The sequence below is a fragment of the Acidobacteriota bacterium genome (assembly GCA_038040445.1).
GTDB lineage: Bacteria > Acidobacteriota > Blastocatellia > UBA7656 > UBA7656 > Onstottus_A > Onstottus_A frigus.
The window spans coordinates 69991-87610 of record JBBPIG010000019.1 but is presented as its reverse complement, the minus strand read 5'-3'; the positions used below and the strand labels follow the sequence as shown (position 1 = coordinate 87610).

General features: G+C 56.8%; 10 protein-coding genes. All 10 read left to right on the top strand.

All coding sequences use genetic code 11. The features are described 5' to 3' along the window. Window positions 1-17 precede the first annotated feature (17 nt). The 10 genes from fabF (at window position 18) to AABO57_19600 (ending at window position 17561) form a co-directional block, all read left to right on the top strand. Window positions 18-1265, top strand: a complete 1248-nt coding sequence (gene fabF / locus AABO57_19645) for a beta-ketoacyl-ACP synthase II (GenBank protein ID MEK6287940.1) — start codon at window positions 18-20, stop codon at window positions 1263-1265. Between the two features lie 205 nt (window positions 1266-1470). Next, complete coding sequence (locus AABO57_19640; GenBank protein ID MEK6287939.1) at window positions 1471-2253, top strand: electron transfer flavoprotein subunit beta/FixA family protein; 783 nt, start codon at window positions 1471-1473, stop codon at window positions 2251-2253. A 116-nt stretch (window positions 2254-2369) separates the two neighbouring features. Continuing rightward, window positions 2370-3365 carry an electron transfer flavoprotein subunit alpha/FixB family protein gene (locus AABO57_19635; GenBank protein ID MEK6287938.1) on the top strand — a complete coding sequence of 332 codons (996 nt, stop codon included), beginning with the start codon at window positions 2370-2372 and terminating at the stop codon, window positions 3363-3365. A 116-nt stretch (window positions 3366-3481) separates the two neighbouring features. Further along, window positions 3482-5134, top strand: coding sequence for an electron transfer flavoprotein-ubiquinone oxidoreductase (locus tag AABO57_19630; protein MEK6287937.1), 1653 nt, complete (start codon window positions 3482-3484; stop codon window positions 5132-5134). Window positions 5135-5944: 810 nt separating this feature from the next. Continuing rightward, window positions 5945-11122 (top strand): copper oxidase, encoded by a 5178-nt coding sequence (locus AABO57_19625; GenBank protein MEK6287936.1) that lies wholly within the window; start codon window positions 5945-5947, stop codon window positions 11120-11122. Window positions 11123-11218: 96 nt separating this feature from the next. After that, the gene (locus tag AABO57_19620; protein ID MEK6287935.1) at window positions 11219-11488 is read left to right on the top strand and encodes a DUF5659 domain-containing protein; all 270 of its coding nucleotides are present in this window, start codon (window positions 11219-11221) and stop codon (window positions 11486-11488) included. A gap of 39 nt (window positions 11489-11527) precedes the next feature. Next, window positions 11528-13642: a cytochrome D1 domain-containing protein gene (locus AABO57_19615; protein ID MEK6287934.1), complete on the top strand. Its 2115-nt coding sequence runs from the start codon at window positions 11528-11530 to the stop codon at window positions 13640-13642. 7 nt (window positions 13643-13649) lie between these two features. Beyond that, window positions 13650-14333 carry an SCO family protein gene (locus tag AABO57_19610; protein MEK6287933.1) on the top strand — a complete coding sequence of 228 codons (684 nt, stop codon included), beginning with the start codon at window positions 13650-13652 and terminating at the stop codon, window positions 14331-14333. Between the two features lie 19 nt (window positions 14334-14352). Beyond that, window positions 14353-15948 carry an ABC transporter substrate-binding protein gene (locus AABO57_19605; GenBank protein ID MEK6287932.1) on the top strand — a complete coding sequence of 532 codons (1596 nt, stop codon included), beginning with the start codon at window positions 14353-14355 and terminating at the stop codon, window positions 15946-15948. A gap of 41 nt (window positions 15949-15989) precedes the next feature. Further along, window positions 15990-17561: a thioredoxin domain-containing protein gene (locus AABO57_19600; protein MEK6287931.1), complete on the top strand. Its 1572-nt coding sequence runs from the start codon at window positions 15990-15992 to the stop codon at window positions 17559-17561. Window positions 17562-17620: the final 59 nt, after the last annotated feature.

Below are 17620 nucleotides of genomic sequence, written 5' to 3'. Positions count from 1 at the left end.
AGCCCGGAGGTTGAGGATTGAACCGTCGTGTCGTAATTACAGGCATGGGCCTCATCTGTGGCTCAGGCAATACCAAGGAAGAGGTTTGGTCGAACCTGCTCGCCGGCCGCAATGCGGTTGGTCCCATCACCCGTTTCGACATTTCTGCTTTTCCGGTCCGCATCGCGAGCGAAGTAAAAAACTTCGATCCCCTGAAGTTCATCGAGAAAAAAGAAGTCAAAAAGATGGACCCGTTCATTCACTACGCCGTCGCGGCCTCGCAAGAAGCGATGGACGACTCCGGCCTTCGAGTGAATGGAGACGACGATGCCACGCGGATCGGAGTGTTTATCGGATCGGGGATCGGCGGGTTTGGCGTGATCGAGCGCGAGCACGAGAAGTTTTTAAAGGGCGGACCCGGCAAGATATCGCCTTTCTTTATTCCGGCCGCCATAGTCAATCTCGCGGCGGGGCAAGTGTCGATTCGCTTCGGGCTCAAGGGGCCGAACTCGGCGACGTGCACCGCGTGTTCGACTGGGTCTCATGCTGTTGGCGACAGCTTCAAGATCATTCAGCGTGGGGACGCCGACGCAATGCTGTGCGGAGGCGCTGAAGCCGCAATCACGCCGATGGGTGTGGGCGGCTTTGCTGCGATGCGCGCGTTGTCGACTCGGAACGACGACCCCGGGCACGCGAGCCGCCCGTTCGACGCGGACCGCGATGGCTTCGTGATCGGTGAAGGCGCGGGCGTTCTGCTACTTGAGGAGCTCGAAAGAGCGCGCGCGCGAGGCGCAAAAATCTACGCAGAGTTGGTTGGATATGGCATGTCGAGCGACGCGTTCCACATCACGCAGCCTTCAGAAGACGGAGACGGAGCGGTACGAGTCATGACGAATGCCATCAAAGACGCAGGCATTCAGCCGCACGACATTGACTATATCAACGCGCATGGCACGTCGACTCACTACAATGACAAGCTCGAGACGCTGGCGATCAAGAAGGTGTTCGGGGATTCCGCCTATTCAATTCCCGTCAGTTCGACCAAGTCGATGATGGGCCACCTTCTCGGAGCGGCCGGGGGCGTCGAGGCGGGAGTCTGCGCGCTGGCGCTCCACGACCAGATCGTGCCGCCAACCGCCAACTACGAAAAGCCCGATCCCGAATGCGATCTTGACTATGTACCGAACGCCGCGCGCCGTGCTCCGTTGCGATACGCGCTGTCGAACTCCTTCGGGTTCGGCGGCACAAACGCGGCTCTACTCCTGAAGCGATACGACGGTGACTAGGAATCATGGCCGTACACGGGTTGTTTCGCCTTTGAAAAATGTCCGGCACACGACAGTCTGTCGCGGCGCCCGAGAATGGAGCATCAATGACTCGGCGCCAAACTGATGTTCGCGGGACATTCATCACGCCCAAATCTAGCTGGAAAGTAATAAACCGGAGGGCAGGGAGTCAGATCTGCCCGTGCAATTTACATAAGGGACTCGTATGAACATAGTCGTCTGTTTGAAGCAGGTGCCCAAGAAAGATTCCATCTTGCGAATCGGCGCCGATCAAAAGTGGATCGATGAGCGCGACATCAGCTACGAGATGAGCGAAGCGGATGCATACGCGCTAGAGGAGGCGCTTCGCCAGAAAGAGCAGCACGGCGGCGAGGTCATAGTCGTCTCGCTGGGCCCCGAGCGTGTGCGCCAGTCAATCAAGGAAGCGCTCGCGAAGGGCGCGGACCGAGCCATTCACCTGCACGATCCGATCTTCGACACCGCAACCGACTCGGCCGCGATTGCCCGCTCCTTGGCGGCGGCGCTCAAGGACGAGAAGTGCGATCTGATATTCACCGGGTTGCAGTCGGATGATTACGGATTCGCACAGGTCGGATTGATCCTTGCCGAGCATCTGGCTTTGCCGAGCGCGACCATCGTAATGGAAGTCCAGCCCGAGGACGGTTCCGTGCGGGTGAAACGCGAGCTTGAGAGCGGATGGTTTCAGTGGGTGCGGCTTCCGATGCCGGCGCTGTTGACCATCCAGTCGGGTATCAATCAGCTTCGGTACGCTACGCTGAAGGGGATCATGGCGGCGAAGAAGAAAGAGATTCGGGAAGTGAAAGCAGCCGACCTCGGCCTGACCGCCGATGACTTGAAGCCAACCCAGGTAATCGAGCGCGCTTATCTGCCCGAGAAGACGAAGCGGACCGAGTTCATCGAAGGCAAACCGGCTGAGGCTGCCGCTAAGCTGGTCGAAAAACTGCGCTTCGACGCAAGAGTGATCTGATTGCCGATTGGTATTCGTTTCTGTATGAATGTGAAATCTGCAATCTGAAATCGACAATCTGAAATCGGCAATCGGCAATCGGCAATCGGAAATCGCAAATCACTTTGGGGGAAGAAATGAGCCAGGGAATACTTCTTTTCATAGAGCAGCGAGACGGGGTGCTCAATCGCACTTCGTTGGAGGCAATGGTCGCGGCGCAAGGCATCGCTTCGGCCACCGGAGAAAAACTATCAGCGGTCGTGCTTGGAAAGTCCATCGCCGGCGTTGCCTCTGAAGTGGCTTCCAGGAAACTGGATGCCGTTCATACCGTCGAGGACGACAAGCTCGCGGAATACACTCCCGACGGTTATGTGCCGGCGCTGAAGCAAGTGATCGAGAAACTCGATCCCCGCCTGGTGATCCTGAGCCACACTTATCAGGTTCGCGACTTCGCGCCGAAGCTGGCAGCGACTCTCGGCAAGACCTTCGTCACCGACTGCGTTGGCTTCCGGGTTGAAGGCAGCGACGTTGTTTTCACTCGGCAAATCTTTCAGGGCAAGATCAATACCGATGTTCGAGTCACGGGCGCGCCGCCGATGCTGGCCTCGTTTCAAGCCGGGTCCTATCGAGCTGATAAGGCCGAAGCCGCCGAATCGCCCGCTCCCATAGCGCCACTTGAAATCAACATGGCGGACGTGCAAATCAGGAGTCAGTCCGAGCCTAAGTTCCAGGAAGCAAAACAAGCAGTCGATCTGAGCCAGGCGCCGCTGATCGTCGCCGTCGGCCGGGGCATCAAGAGTCAAGAGAACATCGAGATGGTCCAGAAGCTCGCCGACGCCATGGGCGCTGAAATCGCTGCCTCGCGGCCGATATGCGACAACGAATGGCTGCCGATGGATCGCCAGATTGGAAGCTCGGGGCAAACTGTTTCGCCAAAGTTATACCTGGCTATCGGAATCTCCGGGGCGATTCAACATGTGGTTGGCATGAAGAACTCGCAGACGATTGTCGCCATCAACAAAGACGCCGAAGCACCGATCTTCGACATCGCCGACTACGGCATCGTCGGCGACCTCTTTGAGATTGTCCCCTTGCTGACCGCGGAGATCACGAGAGTGAAAAGCGAAGGGTAAGAATAGACCGCGGATTCGACGGATGTCCGGGGATCTGATCCGTGTAAATCCGCCAGATCCGCCGGATACGTGGTCTATTCCCGTTGTCCATGGTGATAGAAAGAGAGATTCTCGAAATGGACGTGCTGCTGGTCGGGGCGGGACCGGCCAACCTTGCGTGCGCGCTTCACCTCACCAGGTTGATCTCGGCGCACAATGAACGCGCAAAGCAATCAGGCGCCAACCAACTCGAGGAAATCAATATCGCGGTCATCGAGAAGGCTGCAGAGATCGGGGCGCACCAACTCTCCGGGGCCGTGCTCGACCCAATCAGCCTGCGCGAGCTGATTCCGGATTTCGAGAAAGAAGGCGCGCCGTTCGAAGCGCCCGTTGGTGAAGAGCGCGTCTACTTTCTTTCAGGAAGCGCCAAAATCCCGTTGCCCATACTTCCGCCCCCGCTTCGCAATCATGGCAATTATGTGGTCTCGCTAAACAAGCTGGTGCGATGGCTGGGCGAGAAGTGCGAAGAAGCGGGGGTCAATATCTTCCCGGAGTTCCCCGGCGCGGAAATGCTCTACGACGGTGACGCGGTTATCGGGGTTCGCACCGGTGACAAGGGCATAGACAAGTCGGGCAAGTCGAAAGCGAATTTCGAACCAGGCGTCGATATCTCCGCCAAAGTCACGGTTCTCGGCGAAGGAGTTCGCGGCTCGCTTTCCAAGCAGTTGATCAATTGCTTAAAGCTCGACCGCGATACCGATCCGCAGGTTTATTCGGTCGGCATCAAGGAACTGTGGGAAGTGCCCGATGATCGCTTCGCGCCCGGCTCGGTGATTCACACGATGGGCTGGCCGCTCGACTCACACACGTTCGGCGGATCGTGGGTCTACGGCATGCGCGACCGGATAATCGACATCGGGCTGGCGGTTGGGCTCGACTATCGCGATCCGAATATCGATCCGCATCATGAGTTTCAACGCTTCAAGACGCACCCGCTGATCGGCGACTTGCTCAAGGGCGGCAAGCTGATTCGCTACGGCGCCAAAGCGATGCCCGTCGGCGGATGGTACACGATGCCGCAAATGACGGCAGATGGCGTGATGATAATCGGCGACTCGGCGGGCATGCTCAACGGCGAGCGGCTGAAGGGAATACACACCGCGATCAAGGCCGGGATGCTTGCCGCCGATACCATTCTCGACGCTATTGTAACGAATGATTTCTCACGCAATACACTCGCGTCTTTCGATACCAAGTTGAAGGAGAGTTATGTCGGCCGCGAGCTCTACAAGGCCCGCAATTTCCATCAAGCGTTTGATCGCGGGCGGATGTTCGGGCTGATGACTGAAGGAATCTCGATCCTTACGGGCGGCCGCATTCCGTCGAAGCTGCCGATCAAAGCAGGCCATGAGCACATGCAGAAGCTGAAGGATGACGGCCGCGAGGATCGGTACGCGGGACTGAAGTACGACAATCAGCTCACATTCGATAAACTTACCGATGTCTACCACTCAGGCACTCATCACAATGAAGACCAGCCCTCGCACCTGAAGGTATTGGATTTCAGTATCTGCGCCGGCCGTTGCGTCGAGGAGTACGGCAACCCTTGCCAGAACTTCTGCCCGGCGAATGTCTATGAAGTGGTTGACGCCGGAGAAGGGAAGCGACGCCTTCAGATCAACTTTTCAAACTGCGTGCATTGCAAGACATGCGACATCATGGATCCCTATCAAATCATCAACTGGGTGCCTCCCGAGGGCGGCGGCGGCCCGAACTACCGCAATATGTAAGGCGAGTATCAGCGCCTGATTTCCAGAAACATTCTCTCACTTTCAAGCAACCCAGGGCCGCTGGCGAGGTGTCTGTGTGTTCCGGCATCGGATATTACAAAGAATAATGAGTGAGAAGCAATCGCAGAAAGAAATCTACGCCTGGCTTCCGAACACAAGCTGAAGGCTCAATCTGGCCCCATCGCTCTCGAGCGAATGAAGGCGACTGCTTGCAGGTGACTTTCACCAACTGGCTCGAGCCAGATTCCGAATCACGCGGCGGCCGTTCCGCACAGGCTTTGGTTCAAATTCGCTGAGAATTACGCGGTGAGCGTAGCGTGTTTGGGTGGTTTAACCCACGCTGGTGCGAGAATGTCCGCAGAGCCTGGACCGGCTGGTTGCGCATCCAACTGTTTCTTTACTGTACCGCAACAAGTGCAGATCGTGGTTTGAAAGGAAAATCACCTGTGGGCGTGATCTTGGGCTCACAATATGTGACCGAGGGCACATGGTTTGCTCTTGTGGCTGTTGCGGCTCGACGCCATCAAGTGAGGGCGCCGGGACGCGCTAAAGGTTTGCTTCGTCTGTGATCCATCGCCCCGTACGCCGTTTATCCGCAATCATGACTTCGGGGCCCCGCAGATAGCCACTCTGATGGCTCAGCCAGAGCAAGCCTGCATATCTCGAGTTCAATCACTGCCTGAAGGTTGGCGGAGTTCTGCTTTGCTTCACCGCCGGCCGACGGGATCAGTCAACAATCATTGATTTCGGCGCTCATGGCCCTGGGTGCACAGGAATAGTCTGCCCTTATGGAAGGGAGGAGGAATGCTCATGAGTAGAAAACATCGCTTATTGCGATTCGTGCTGGGTAGCCTTGCCGCCCTGGCACTTCTTGCCATTCCTGATCCTGCCAACGCACAAGAGGGAATTGATGCGGCGCCAGGCGCAGCTGCTTGCAGCCGCACGGTCACGGCGAAAGTCGTTGCATTGGATCAGGTGTTCTTTTGGAATCGTCTCGGAGCGGTGGAGCCGCAAGGGATGATTTTCGCACTGGCTGGGGACGTCGTTGCCGCCAGATCGAGTCAGCCTCTGGGCGCTGGAAACGCCAGGCTCCGAGACGGCAAGCGTCCGCGACCGATAGTGCTTCGAATGAATGTGGGCGATTGCTTGCAAGTCACCCTCTTCAACTATTTGAACCCTACTCCGGTTGATCAGGAACAAGTAGTCACTCGCGTCGTGTCTCTGCGGGCGCACGGACTCCAACTCAGGAACAGCATCGCAGATGACGGTTCGTTTGTCGGCAAAAACGCCAGCAGCCTCGTTGCAGTTGGGGGCAACCGGACCTTTACGTTCTATGCGGAGCGTGAAGGCGGCTACATGCTCTACAGCATGGGCTCGACGACCGGCGGCGAGGGAGATGGCGGGCAGCTCAACGCCGGACTCTTTGGCGCGGTCAACGTTCAGCCCGCCGGAGCAGAATGGTATCGCAGCCAGGTGACTGCCAATGACCTGAAGCTTGCCACAAAGGCCACAACCACTGATGGCCACCCGATCATTAACTACAATGCCTGCTATCCCTACGGGCAGGATTGTGCTCTCACTCCTGATGCCAAGCCCATTTTGAAGATGCTCAGGGGCACTGAGATCGTGCACACTGATTTGACGGCGATCATCTCGGGTCCGAAGGCCGGAAGGTTCCCGACGGGAACTTATCCGGCTGTTCAGGTCGAACCTGATCGCGATCAGCCGTTCCGCGAATTCACCATCATCTACCACGACGAAGTCGGGGCGGTTCAGGCGTTCCCTCAATTCGAGGATCCTCCGAAGCCCGCTCCTGAAAACCCGCTCAAGTTCACCCTCCACAGTGTCAGAGATGCGTTTGCCATCAATTATGGCACTGGAGGAATTGGAGCTGAGATTCTTGCGAACCGCCTCGGGGTAGGTCCGATGGCAAATTGCACCGAGTGCAGGTATGAAGAGTTCTTCCTTACGTCCTGGGCGGTGGGCGATCCGGCGATGGTAGTGGATATTCCGGCCAACGTTCCCTGCACGATCGAAGACATAAGGAAAGGCAATTTGAACTGCGGCCCGAAGCTCGGATTCAAAGCAACAAAGGCCTTTTATCCTGATGACCCGTCAAACGTCTATCACACGTACATTGGAGATCACACCAAGTTCCGTGTTATGCACGGCGGGTCGAAGGAGCATCACATCCATCACCTGCACGCTCACCAGTGGGTTCACACGCCCGACGATCCTAACTCAGCATACTTAGACAGTCAGGCGCTTGGACCGGGCAGCGCGTTCACAACGGAGATAACCTACAACGGCAGCGGCAATCGCAATAAGGTCGTCGGCGATTCGATTTTCCATTGCCACTTCTATCCGCACTTCGCAATGGGGATGTGGTCGCTTTGGCGCAGCCACGATGTATTCGAATCGGGGACGGTTCTCGATGCGGAGGGACGTCCTGCATTCGGGTCGCGCGCATTGCCGGATGCTGAAATACTGGCGGGCACGCCGATCCCGGCGCTTGTGCCGCTTCCGACCAGACCGATGGCACCGCTGCCTGAAGCGCAGGCATCCATCGTCAACGGTCAGGTTAAGATCACGGGAACGGGCAATCCCGGATTCCCATTCTTCATTCCTGCCGTGGCCGGCCATCGTCCTCCGACTCCACCGCTTGACGTAGTGGATGACGGCGGACTGCCGCGTCACATCATTACAGGTGGGACGTTCACCGAAGTCCACAACCGGCTGGACTTCAGCAAGAACCTTATTACCGCCAATGCCGTGGCTCGCAAAGAAGAAGGGGAGCCTGTTGAAAAGGCTGCGATGGCGTATCACGGCCAGCGGTCACACGCGACGTTCACACCCGAAGGCCTGGAGGCCAAGTTCATCACCAACGGCTTGCCCAGGAAAACTCCGGCTAATCCTTCAGGCGCGCAGCAAGGAGCTCCCTATGCAGATCCCTGCATCAATGACGAGGGACAGGCTGTCGGAGTCGAGCGCTTCTACAAGGCGGCCGGTATTCAGTTGGACGTGAGACTGAACAAGGCCGGCTGGCATTTCCCGCAGCAACGCATTCTGGCGCTGTGGGGTGATGTTGCCGACCTCAGAGGAACAGCCGGAGGGTTCGCGAAACCGCCGGAGCCGTTCTTCTTCCGTGCCAATACCAACGACTGCATAACCTTCCACCACACTAACCTGTTGCCTGCCGTGTATGAACTGGACGACTTTCAGGTTAGAACTCCAACCGACATCATCGGGCAGCACATTCACCTGGTGAAGTTCGACGTCACCTCGTCGGACGGTTCTGGAAATGGATGGAACTACGAAGACGGGACCCTTGCTCCCGATGAGGTGATCGAGCGCATAAAGGCGATCAACGCTACGGGCGGATTGATAATTCCTCCCATAGGTGACGGGCCGACAATCCAGCTAATACTCGATCCCAAGGAGCATCCCTTTTTCCACGTCAAGGGCGCTCAGACAACCATTCAGCGCTGGTACGCGGACAATACGCTCAACAACAACAAAGTCGATCGTACGCTGCGCACTGTCTTCACACACGACCACTTCGGTCCATCAACTCACCAGCAGGTCGGCTTGTATGCCGGTCTGGTGATCGAGCCTGAAGGCTCAACGTGGCGCGATCCTGACACCGGCGTGATTCTCGGCGGTCAGGGCGTGACGCCGCCTCGACTCCTCGATGGAGGCCCGACCAGTTGGCGCGTCGACGTTTGGACCAAGGACACGGCCTTCAGCTACCGCGAGTTCATGCTTGAATTCGCAGACTTCCAACATGCATACCTGCCCGGCACTGGCGGCGGTGTTGATAACCCGCATCCGGATCCGGCAGGGGCGATCAATCCACCCGCCAAGGAAGAGGCCCCTCTGCCGATTAATATCCAGAAGCTGGCTATCTGCCATGGCGGCGATCCGGCACCCTGCCCGGAAGCCATCTCGGCTGCTGAGCCTGGCACGTTCGTGGTCAACTATCGCAACGAGCCGATCCCGCTCCGGATTCGCGATCCCCACACGAACAAGCAGGTGGTGGGTGAACAGGGAGACCTTTCGCACGTTTTCCGGTCCATCAAAAGAGTTGATGAGGATCTGAATCAGCACAATGCGTATCCGCCGTTCTACCAGGTGGACAAAGACGTAGACGCATTCGACCCTTTCACGCGGCTATTGAGAGCGTATGAGCACGACAGGGTTCAAATCCGCATTCTCGTAGGCGCGCACGAAGAAGGTCACAACTTCACCGTGCACGGAATCAAGTGGCTGTTTGAGCCGGGCACGCCCGAGGATCCGCTGTCGGTCAATAACTCCGGGTACCGGAATTCTCAGATGATGGGAATATCGGAGCACTTCGAGTTCATAGTTCCCAACATGCCGAATAAGATGACTGAAAAATCAGCCGACTACCTCTACAGACCGGGCGCGGCGGTGGACGGTGGGTGGAATGGACTGTGGGGAATCATGCGCGTGTTCAAAGGAGCAAAGGGCGACCTGCAAGTGCTGCCCAACAACGTCAATGCTCGCGCACCAATCCTCAGCAACCAGGGCGACTTCGACGGGGTGTGCTTGAAGGCGCAGGCACCGAGGCAGTTAAACGTCACGGCTGTGCTGGCCAAGAACATCCTGCCGCAGAAGACTCTGGTCTACAATCCTCGCCTAACCGTTTTGAAAGACCCGAACCACCCGCTCGTCTCTCACAAGGGACCGCTGCACGATCCAACGGCGATCATGTATGTGAGAAGCGAGGACCTCGATCCGCTAACGGGCAAGTTGAAGGCGGGCGTTCCAATTGAGCCTTTGATTCTCAGGGCCAACGTGGGCGACTGCATCGATTTAACGCTCACAAACAAACTGCCCGCGACGGCGCCGGATCTGGCCGGCTGGAATACGATGCCGATGCTGATTGAGAAGTTCAACGCCAATCAGGTGCTGCCGTCGACTAATGTTGGATTGCATCCGCAGTTGTTGTTCTACGATGTGACCAACAGTGACGGCTTCAACGTCGGCTTCAATCCGGTTCAAACCGCGGCGCCGGGATTCAGCGTCAAGTACCGGTGGTACGCCGGCGAGCTCAAGATCGACAAGACGACCTCGTTTGGCAGTCTCGTTCCGATTGAGTTTGGCGGGACCAATCTGATCTCGTCAGACCCGATCAAGCACAGCAACAAGGGAGCATTCGGTTCCCTGATAATCCTGCCGAAGGGCAAGATCCCCCTCGGCGCGAAGAATAACTGGGTGGAAGACACCAATTCCAGGGCGCGTGCCAATGTGTACGATCTGCTTGGCAATGTCGCTTTCCGCGACTTCGTGCTGATGCACCAAACCGATGTCAACCTGAGGTTCGGTGAAGGCTCGACTCTCGGAGACGGCACTGCTGTGCCCAGTGTGGCCGAGAAGGACGATGTGGAGGACACAGCACAGAAAGCGTTCAACTATCGAACTGAGCCGCTCTGGTTCCGACTTGGCTTTATGCCCGACATACCATTCACCGGGGGAGAAGCTGGGCCGGGTGGATTCTCAACCCGCGACATCGACTTCAGCAATGCGGTGTCGAATTCGGTGATTCCTGCGTGCCTTTCAATCAAGCCAATGGATTGCAAAGATCCGGTAACGCCGATCTTCACTGCCACGGCAGGACAACAAGCACGAATCCACGTGCTGAATGCAGGCGGACACGGACGCAACAACGTGTTCGTACTTCACGGTCATGTGTGGCGCGAGGAACCGTACCTCGGCGGCTCGAAGACAATCGGCGCCAACCCGCTATCTGAGTGGTCAGGCGCTCAGTTCGGAGTCGGCGCGACATTCCACTTCGATGCCGTTTTGAGAAATGGAGCGGGCGGAAGGTTCAAGGTGCCGGGTGATTACCTGTACCGCACTTTCCAATCGTTCCAATTCCACAATGGTCTCTGGGGAATCTTCAGAGTCTTCTCACCATTGCTGGTAACCGATCCGGCTCTACTTGATCCGGCGCCGGTCCAATAGCGGTGATTTAACGGCGGGCGCGGCCTGACTCAGGTCAGGCCGCGTTCCGCCCCGTTTGAAAATTAAGCAGGAGTCGACACCCCCAGATGAAGCCTGATGAAGGTCGATGAAGCAAAGGATGAATCGGAGATGAACCCTCCTGAAACAAATCGCCCATACGAGACCTCCGACCTGAATCTGGCCAGCTTCCTGCGCTGTCGCAATCTCCCGATTCTTGACATACGGCGCCAGAACGGCAAGACGACGTTCGCCTTCGCGGATTCATCCGAGCTGCGCCTCGCAATCCTTGATTACGCCAACGACGGACCGGTAGGAGTGCGGTCGTTTTACAACACGGTCAGAGATATGAAGGGCATAACACGGTAAGCAGTAGTATCGGACAACTAAGAAAAAAGGAGCGACGAGATGAAGACAAGTCAAACACGACATACGGCGGGAAACCGGGACCCCTTGGGCAGCGCCGCCCGCACGGTTTGCTCATTGACTTTGTTGTTGGCATACGCGCTGGTGGTGATCGCCGGAACAGCGCAGGTGAGCACGAAGCCGGAGGCTCAAACACAGACCAATGCGGGCGCGGCCGCCCAGAAGAAAGAGCCCGCGGAGGGTGCGAAGAACACCGGCGTCAATGGAGCGAAGCCGGATGCTAAATCGCCCGCGAACGGCTCGTCCACTCGCGCGCCGCAGAAAATCGTCCACGAAGGCATAGAGGTTGAGTTCACCATTGATCCGCTTGGCGACAAAGACGCGAAGTCCAGAGACCTGATGGAAGGCCAGGATGCGGTAGTGAATTTCAAGATAACCGAGTCGCGGAACGGCACGCCGCTGGTAAATCTGCATCCGTCAGCGTGGATGGACCTTCGCGCGCCTGGCAAGCTCACCGAGTCGAAGGATTGCCGTCAGAAGATTCAGTCATTTCTGCAGTCGGCGCTCAGCAGCCGGCCTGAAATCGATTTGAATACTTACTTCATTCTTACGCTAAACCAGGAAGCTAACATCTCGGTGATTGATCCTCTGATGGGATACGGCAGCAGCAAACTGTTTACGCTCGTCTTCCTGAATAGTCCCGGCGAGGATTGGGTCCTGAGCAGCGATAAGAAGAGGCTCTTCGTGACGATGCCTCTGGTGAATCAGGTTGCGGTCATCGATACGGCACTCTGGAGAGTCGCCGCGAATATCGACGTGGGAGCCAAACCAACGCGGGTTGCATTTCAGCCAGACGAGAAATACCTGTGGGTGGGAAGCGACGCCGGCGGCAGCGAGAGCGGAGTAACGGTGATCGACGCTGTAGAACTCAAGGTGGCGGCACGAATCAAGACGGGAGCCGGACATCACGAGATCGCATTGAGGGGCGACAATCGGTACGCGTACGTAACAAACAGGCAGGATGGCACGCTCTCGGTGATCGACGTGCAAAAGCTCACCAAAGTAAAAGACATAAAAACAGGCGGGCTTCCGGTGTCGCTGGCGTTGTCTCCGCTGAGCAAAGCAGCGTACGTAGCCAATGAAGAAGACGGAACGATTGTCGTAATCGGAGGCGTTGACCAGGAGGTGCTCGCGCGGATTACGACCAAACCCGGCGTGAAAGCAATTCGCTTTTTCGCTGATGGAAGGTATGGGTTTGCGGTGAACGGCAAAGAGAATAACGTTCAGGTGATTGATGCGTCGACAAACCGCCTTGTGAACACGATTAAGGTGGGAAAGAATCCCGACAAAATAAGCTTCACGCAAAACTACGCATACGTGCGGGCGCTTGGAAGTGATCAGGTCAGCCTGATCCAGTTGGACGGGATTGGAAAGAAGGCAGACGTGCCGGTGCTCGAATTCCCCGCCGGACAGTTGCCTGCGGAAAAGGCGCCGGGCGCCTCAACGGCCGATGTGATAGTACCCGCACCCGAGGGCGGCTCGGTGCTGGTAGTGAATCCGGCGGACAAGATGATCTATTACTACACTGAGGGGATGGCAGCGCCGATGGGAAGCTTTCAAAACTATCGCAGGGAACCGCGAGCGGTGATGGTGTGGGACAAGAGCCTTCGTGAAGTGAGGGCGGGCGTTTATACGACCAACATCAAGCTGCCGACAAATGGAGAATACGATGTAGCGTTCCTTCTCGACTCCCCGCGAATCGCCCATTGTTTCAGCACGACAGCAAAGACAGATCCGGCGCTCAAGAAACAACCCGCGCTTCCGATTGATGTCGAGCCGCTGATCGAGAATTCCGCAGTTAAAGTGGGCGAGAACGTCAAGCTGCAGTTCCGGGTGACGGATTCGACAACCCGGCTTCCGAGACCCGACCTGAAGGACTTTGGCATTCTTGTGTTCCGGCCCCCAGGCGAATGGCAAGACCGTCAGTGGGGGCAATCACTGGGCAACGGGATATACGAGGTGACCTTCAAGCCGGAGCAGCCCGGGGCGTATTATGTGTTTGTCCACTGTCCTTCGCTAAGGGTTAATTACAACCAGACCCCTCACTTCATCCTGCGCGCCGGCATGGAAAAGGCGGCGATGCCCGCGAAACCGTAGGAAAGCTATGAGTTGGAGAACAAATCGAGGTGACCAGATGAACATGAAAGATGAATTATTCAAGCGACAATCATACGGGCAGGCGGGCAATCGAGCCTTGTTGCTCCTGCTTGCCATTGCCGCGTGCGCCGGCCTCCTGGCCCTGCCCGGCGCGGCGCAATCAAAAGGCACGCAGCCTGACGACAAAGATTCTCCAGCGCGGAATTACTTCACCGACGTTCAACTGATCAATCAGGACGGCAAGCCGATGCGGTTCTACAGCGACCTGCTCAAGGACAAAGTGGTTATCATCAACACTTTTTTTACGACCTGCACGAGCGTGTGTCCTCCGATGAGCAGGAACCTCGAACGAGTTCAAGGCTGGCTGGGCGACCGGCTCGGCAAAGACGTTCACATCATATCGATCAGCGTCGATCCGGCTATGGACACGCCGCCGCGCCTTAAGGACTATGCCCAGAAATACAAAGCAAGGCCGGGGTGGTTCTTCGTCACCGGTAAGAAAGAGAACGCCGAATTCGCTTTGCGCAAGATCGGCTCGTTCGTCGAATCAAGAGACGATCACTCGACGGTGATTATCATTGGGAACCTGCGTACCGGACTCTGGAAGAAAGCGATGGGGATGGCTAAGCCAGAGGATTTGATCAAGGTTGTAGAGAGTGTCGTTGATGACAAGCCCGGAGATGTGAAGTGAGTCCGGCGGGGAGACGAGGATGAACATCAGGCGCATTGTGTTTGTAGTTGGGCTGATGCTGATGCTCTTGCTTATCGGCACTACGACTGCGAGCGGACCCGGAGCCGGTCAGCTCACCGAACAGGAGAAGCGCGGGAAATTCATCTACCTGCGAGGCAGCAGTCCGTCAGGCAAAGAGATAACCTGCTACCTGGGCGACGGGACGATGGAGGTGCCGGCGGCGGCGATGCTCTGCGCAAACTGTCACGGATTTGATGGCCGCGGAAATCCTGAAGGCGGGGTCGTCCCCTCGGACATAACCTGGGAAGCGCTCACCAAGTCTTATGGAGTCACGCACGCGAGTGGGCGCAAGCATCCTGCCTACACGGACCGCGCGCTTGGGATGGCCGTGACCAAAGGAACAGATCCGGCGGGAAACAAACTGCCCGACACGATGCCCAGGTACTGGATGGCGCCGGAAGATCTCGCGGACCTCGTCGCCTACATGAAGCGTCTTGGAAAGGAGAATGATCCGGGACTGACTGAGACAAGCATAAGAGTTGGGACTATCGTTGCGGGACCGGGGCCCATGGCTGAAATGGGCCAGGCCATGAAGGCGGCTCTGACAGCCTATTTCGAGGAGGTCAACGCTCAGGGTGGGATTTACAATCGCAAGATCGAGCTGCGGGTCGCCCAGTCGCCATCCGATCCACGGGCTGCAAGATTAAACGCCGAGCGGTTCATTGATACCGAGCAGGTCTTCGCGATGGCGGGCGCCTTCATTGCGGGAGCGGACAAGGAAATCGCTTCGCTTATCGAGGACAAAGAGGTGGTGCTCGTGGGTCCCTCGACGCTTTATCCCGAGGTCGGGTTTCCTTTCAATCGGCACACATTCTATCTGTTCTCGGGCTTGAAAGAGCAAGCCACCGCCCTGGTCAACTTCATCGGCGACAAGCTGCAAAAACAAAATCCTCGGCTTGCGATTGTCTCGCCTGACAGCGGCGCTCCTGAGGGAGTCAGCGAGGCGATTGAAGAGCACGCCAGGGAGCGCGCATACAAACTGGTTTCTAAGATCACCTATTCGCGCAAGCAATATGACGCCGGCCAACTGGCTAAGAAATTGAGCGAAGGCGGCGCCGATGCCATTTTCTTCCTGGGTTCGGGTGGCGAAGAGGTGGCGATGATGAAAGAGGCCGCGAAGCTCAAATGGACGCCGTACGTCTTGATTCCCGGCTCGCTGGCCAGCAAAGAGATTCTAGACGCTCCGCCCGAGTTCAAGGACAAGATTTTCTTCTCGTTCCCGACTCTCCCGTCGGATCAAACAAAGGACGGGATCGCGGAGTTTATGGCGCTTGCGCAAAAGCACAACCTTCAGCCCAAGCAGATTACAGCCCAGATCTCGGCATACTGCGCGGCCAAGATTTTAGTGGAGGGTTTGAAGCTCACGGGGAAAGAACTGAGCCGCGAGAAGCTGATCAAAACGCTGGAAGGGCTCTACAACTTCAACACCGGATTGAGCCCGCGAATCTCGTACGGCCCGAATCGCCGAATCGGAGCGCTCGGTGCTTACATTGTGTCTGTCGATACGGATAAGAAACAGTTCATTCCCGTAGGCGGATGGATTACGGCGGAGTAATGATGGAATGCAGAATCGAACTCTATTCACAGGAGGAGATCATGAAAACAAGAATGTTTCTGTTGTTCATAGCAATGATAATCAGCGCGGTTGTGGCCAGGGCCCAGTCTGGGTCTCCTGCATCTCCCAGCCCGCGGGAGCCGGCAAAAAGCGGGAAGCAAACTGCATCACAGCCTGCCGCAAAGGCAACCGATATTAAGAACGAGGACTGCGGCTGCGAGGCAAAGAACATCATCCCAGCCGATGTGGCAGGCATCGCAAACGGCATCAAGATCACGGCAAAAGAGATCGCGGACCATATCAAAGATGAAAGAGATGGTCTCCAAAAAAAGGTTATCGAGTCACGCCGCCGCGAGTTGAACCTGCAGATCAATTCACGGTTGCTTGAAGCTGAAGCCATGAAGAAAGGCACCACCCCCACCAAGCTGATCGAGCAAGAGATTGTGGGCAAGGCGCAAGAGCCGACTGACGCGGAAGCGCGGGCCTTCTACGAACAGAACAAGGCCCGGATCCCCGGGGCGTTCAAAGATTTCAAACCGCAGATAGTGGCTTACCTGAAGGCCCAGCGGCAGGAGTCGGCAGCCAAAGCGTACGCCGATAAGCTCAGAGCGGAAGCGGATGTAAAAGTCCTGGTGGAGAAGGTGACTGCTCCGGAGAAGGAGTCAGATCGCGCAAACGTGCTGGCCACCATCAACGGAGCGAAGATCACCTCCGGAGACTTGGAAGAATCGCTTAAGCCTTTGATCTACGATGTGCAACTCCGCGTGTACGCGCTCATGAAGAATGAGCTGGAGCTGAGGGTCAACGACATATTGCTGGAGCAGGAAGCCCAGAAGCGGAAGACAACCGCGAAGGCGCTGGTGGAAGCGGAATTGACGCCGAACGTGAAGAAGATTAGCGAGCAGGACGCCGCGAAGTTCTACGAGGAAAACAAGGACCGGATCGATGGCGGCGACTTTGATATGTTAAAGGATCAGCTAATCGATCACCTTCAAAAGAACGAACAACGAAGAGCGGAGCTTGTGTTTGCGGAACGACTGAGGCAAGGGGCGAAGATCGAAATAAATCTCAAGGAGCCCGAGCCGCCGGTCCTTCAGATAGCGACCGATGAGCAGCCGTCAAAAGGAAACGCCAACGCGCCGGTTACCATTGTCGAGTTCACTGACTTCGAGTGCTCGACTTGCCAACAGTCTCAACCGGTTCTTGAAAGGCTAGCCAAGGAGTATTCGGACAAAGTGCGGCTGGTGGTCAGGGATTACCCGCTGGAGAAACACAAGAATGCCTTCAAAGCGGCGGAGGCCGCGGAAGCAGCGCGCGAGCAAGCCAAGTACTGGGAATACGTGGCAGTGCTGTTTGCAAATCAAAAAGAGCTGGGAGTTGAGAAGCTCAAAGAGTATGCAAGCAAGGTTGGCCTCGACCGCAAGAAGTTCGACGCGGAGTTGCAGGCAAGCAAGTATGCCGGGCGCGTGCAGCGTGATATGCAAGACGGAATGAAAGCGGGTGTGAGCGGGACCCCGACGATCTTCATCAACGGAAAGCGGGCTGCGGATACAACCTACGCAGCCTTGAGAGCGGCCATCGAAGAGGCCTTGACGAAACCGGCAATGAATTGAAACCGGCAACGTTGTATGAAAAGAGCCGGCGTCCGAACCGATATGCCTGCGGCTGCGAC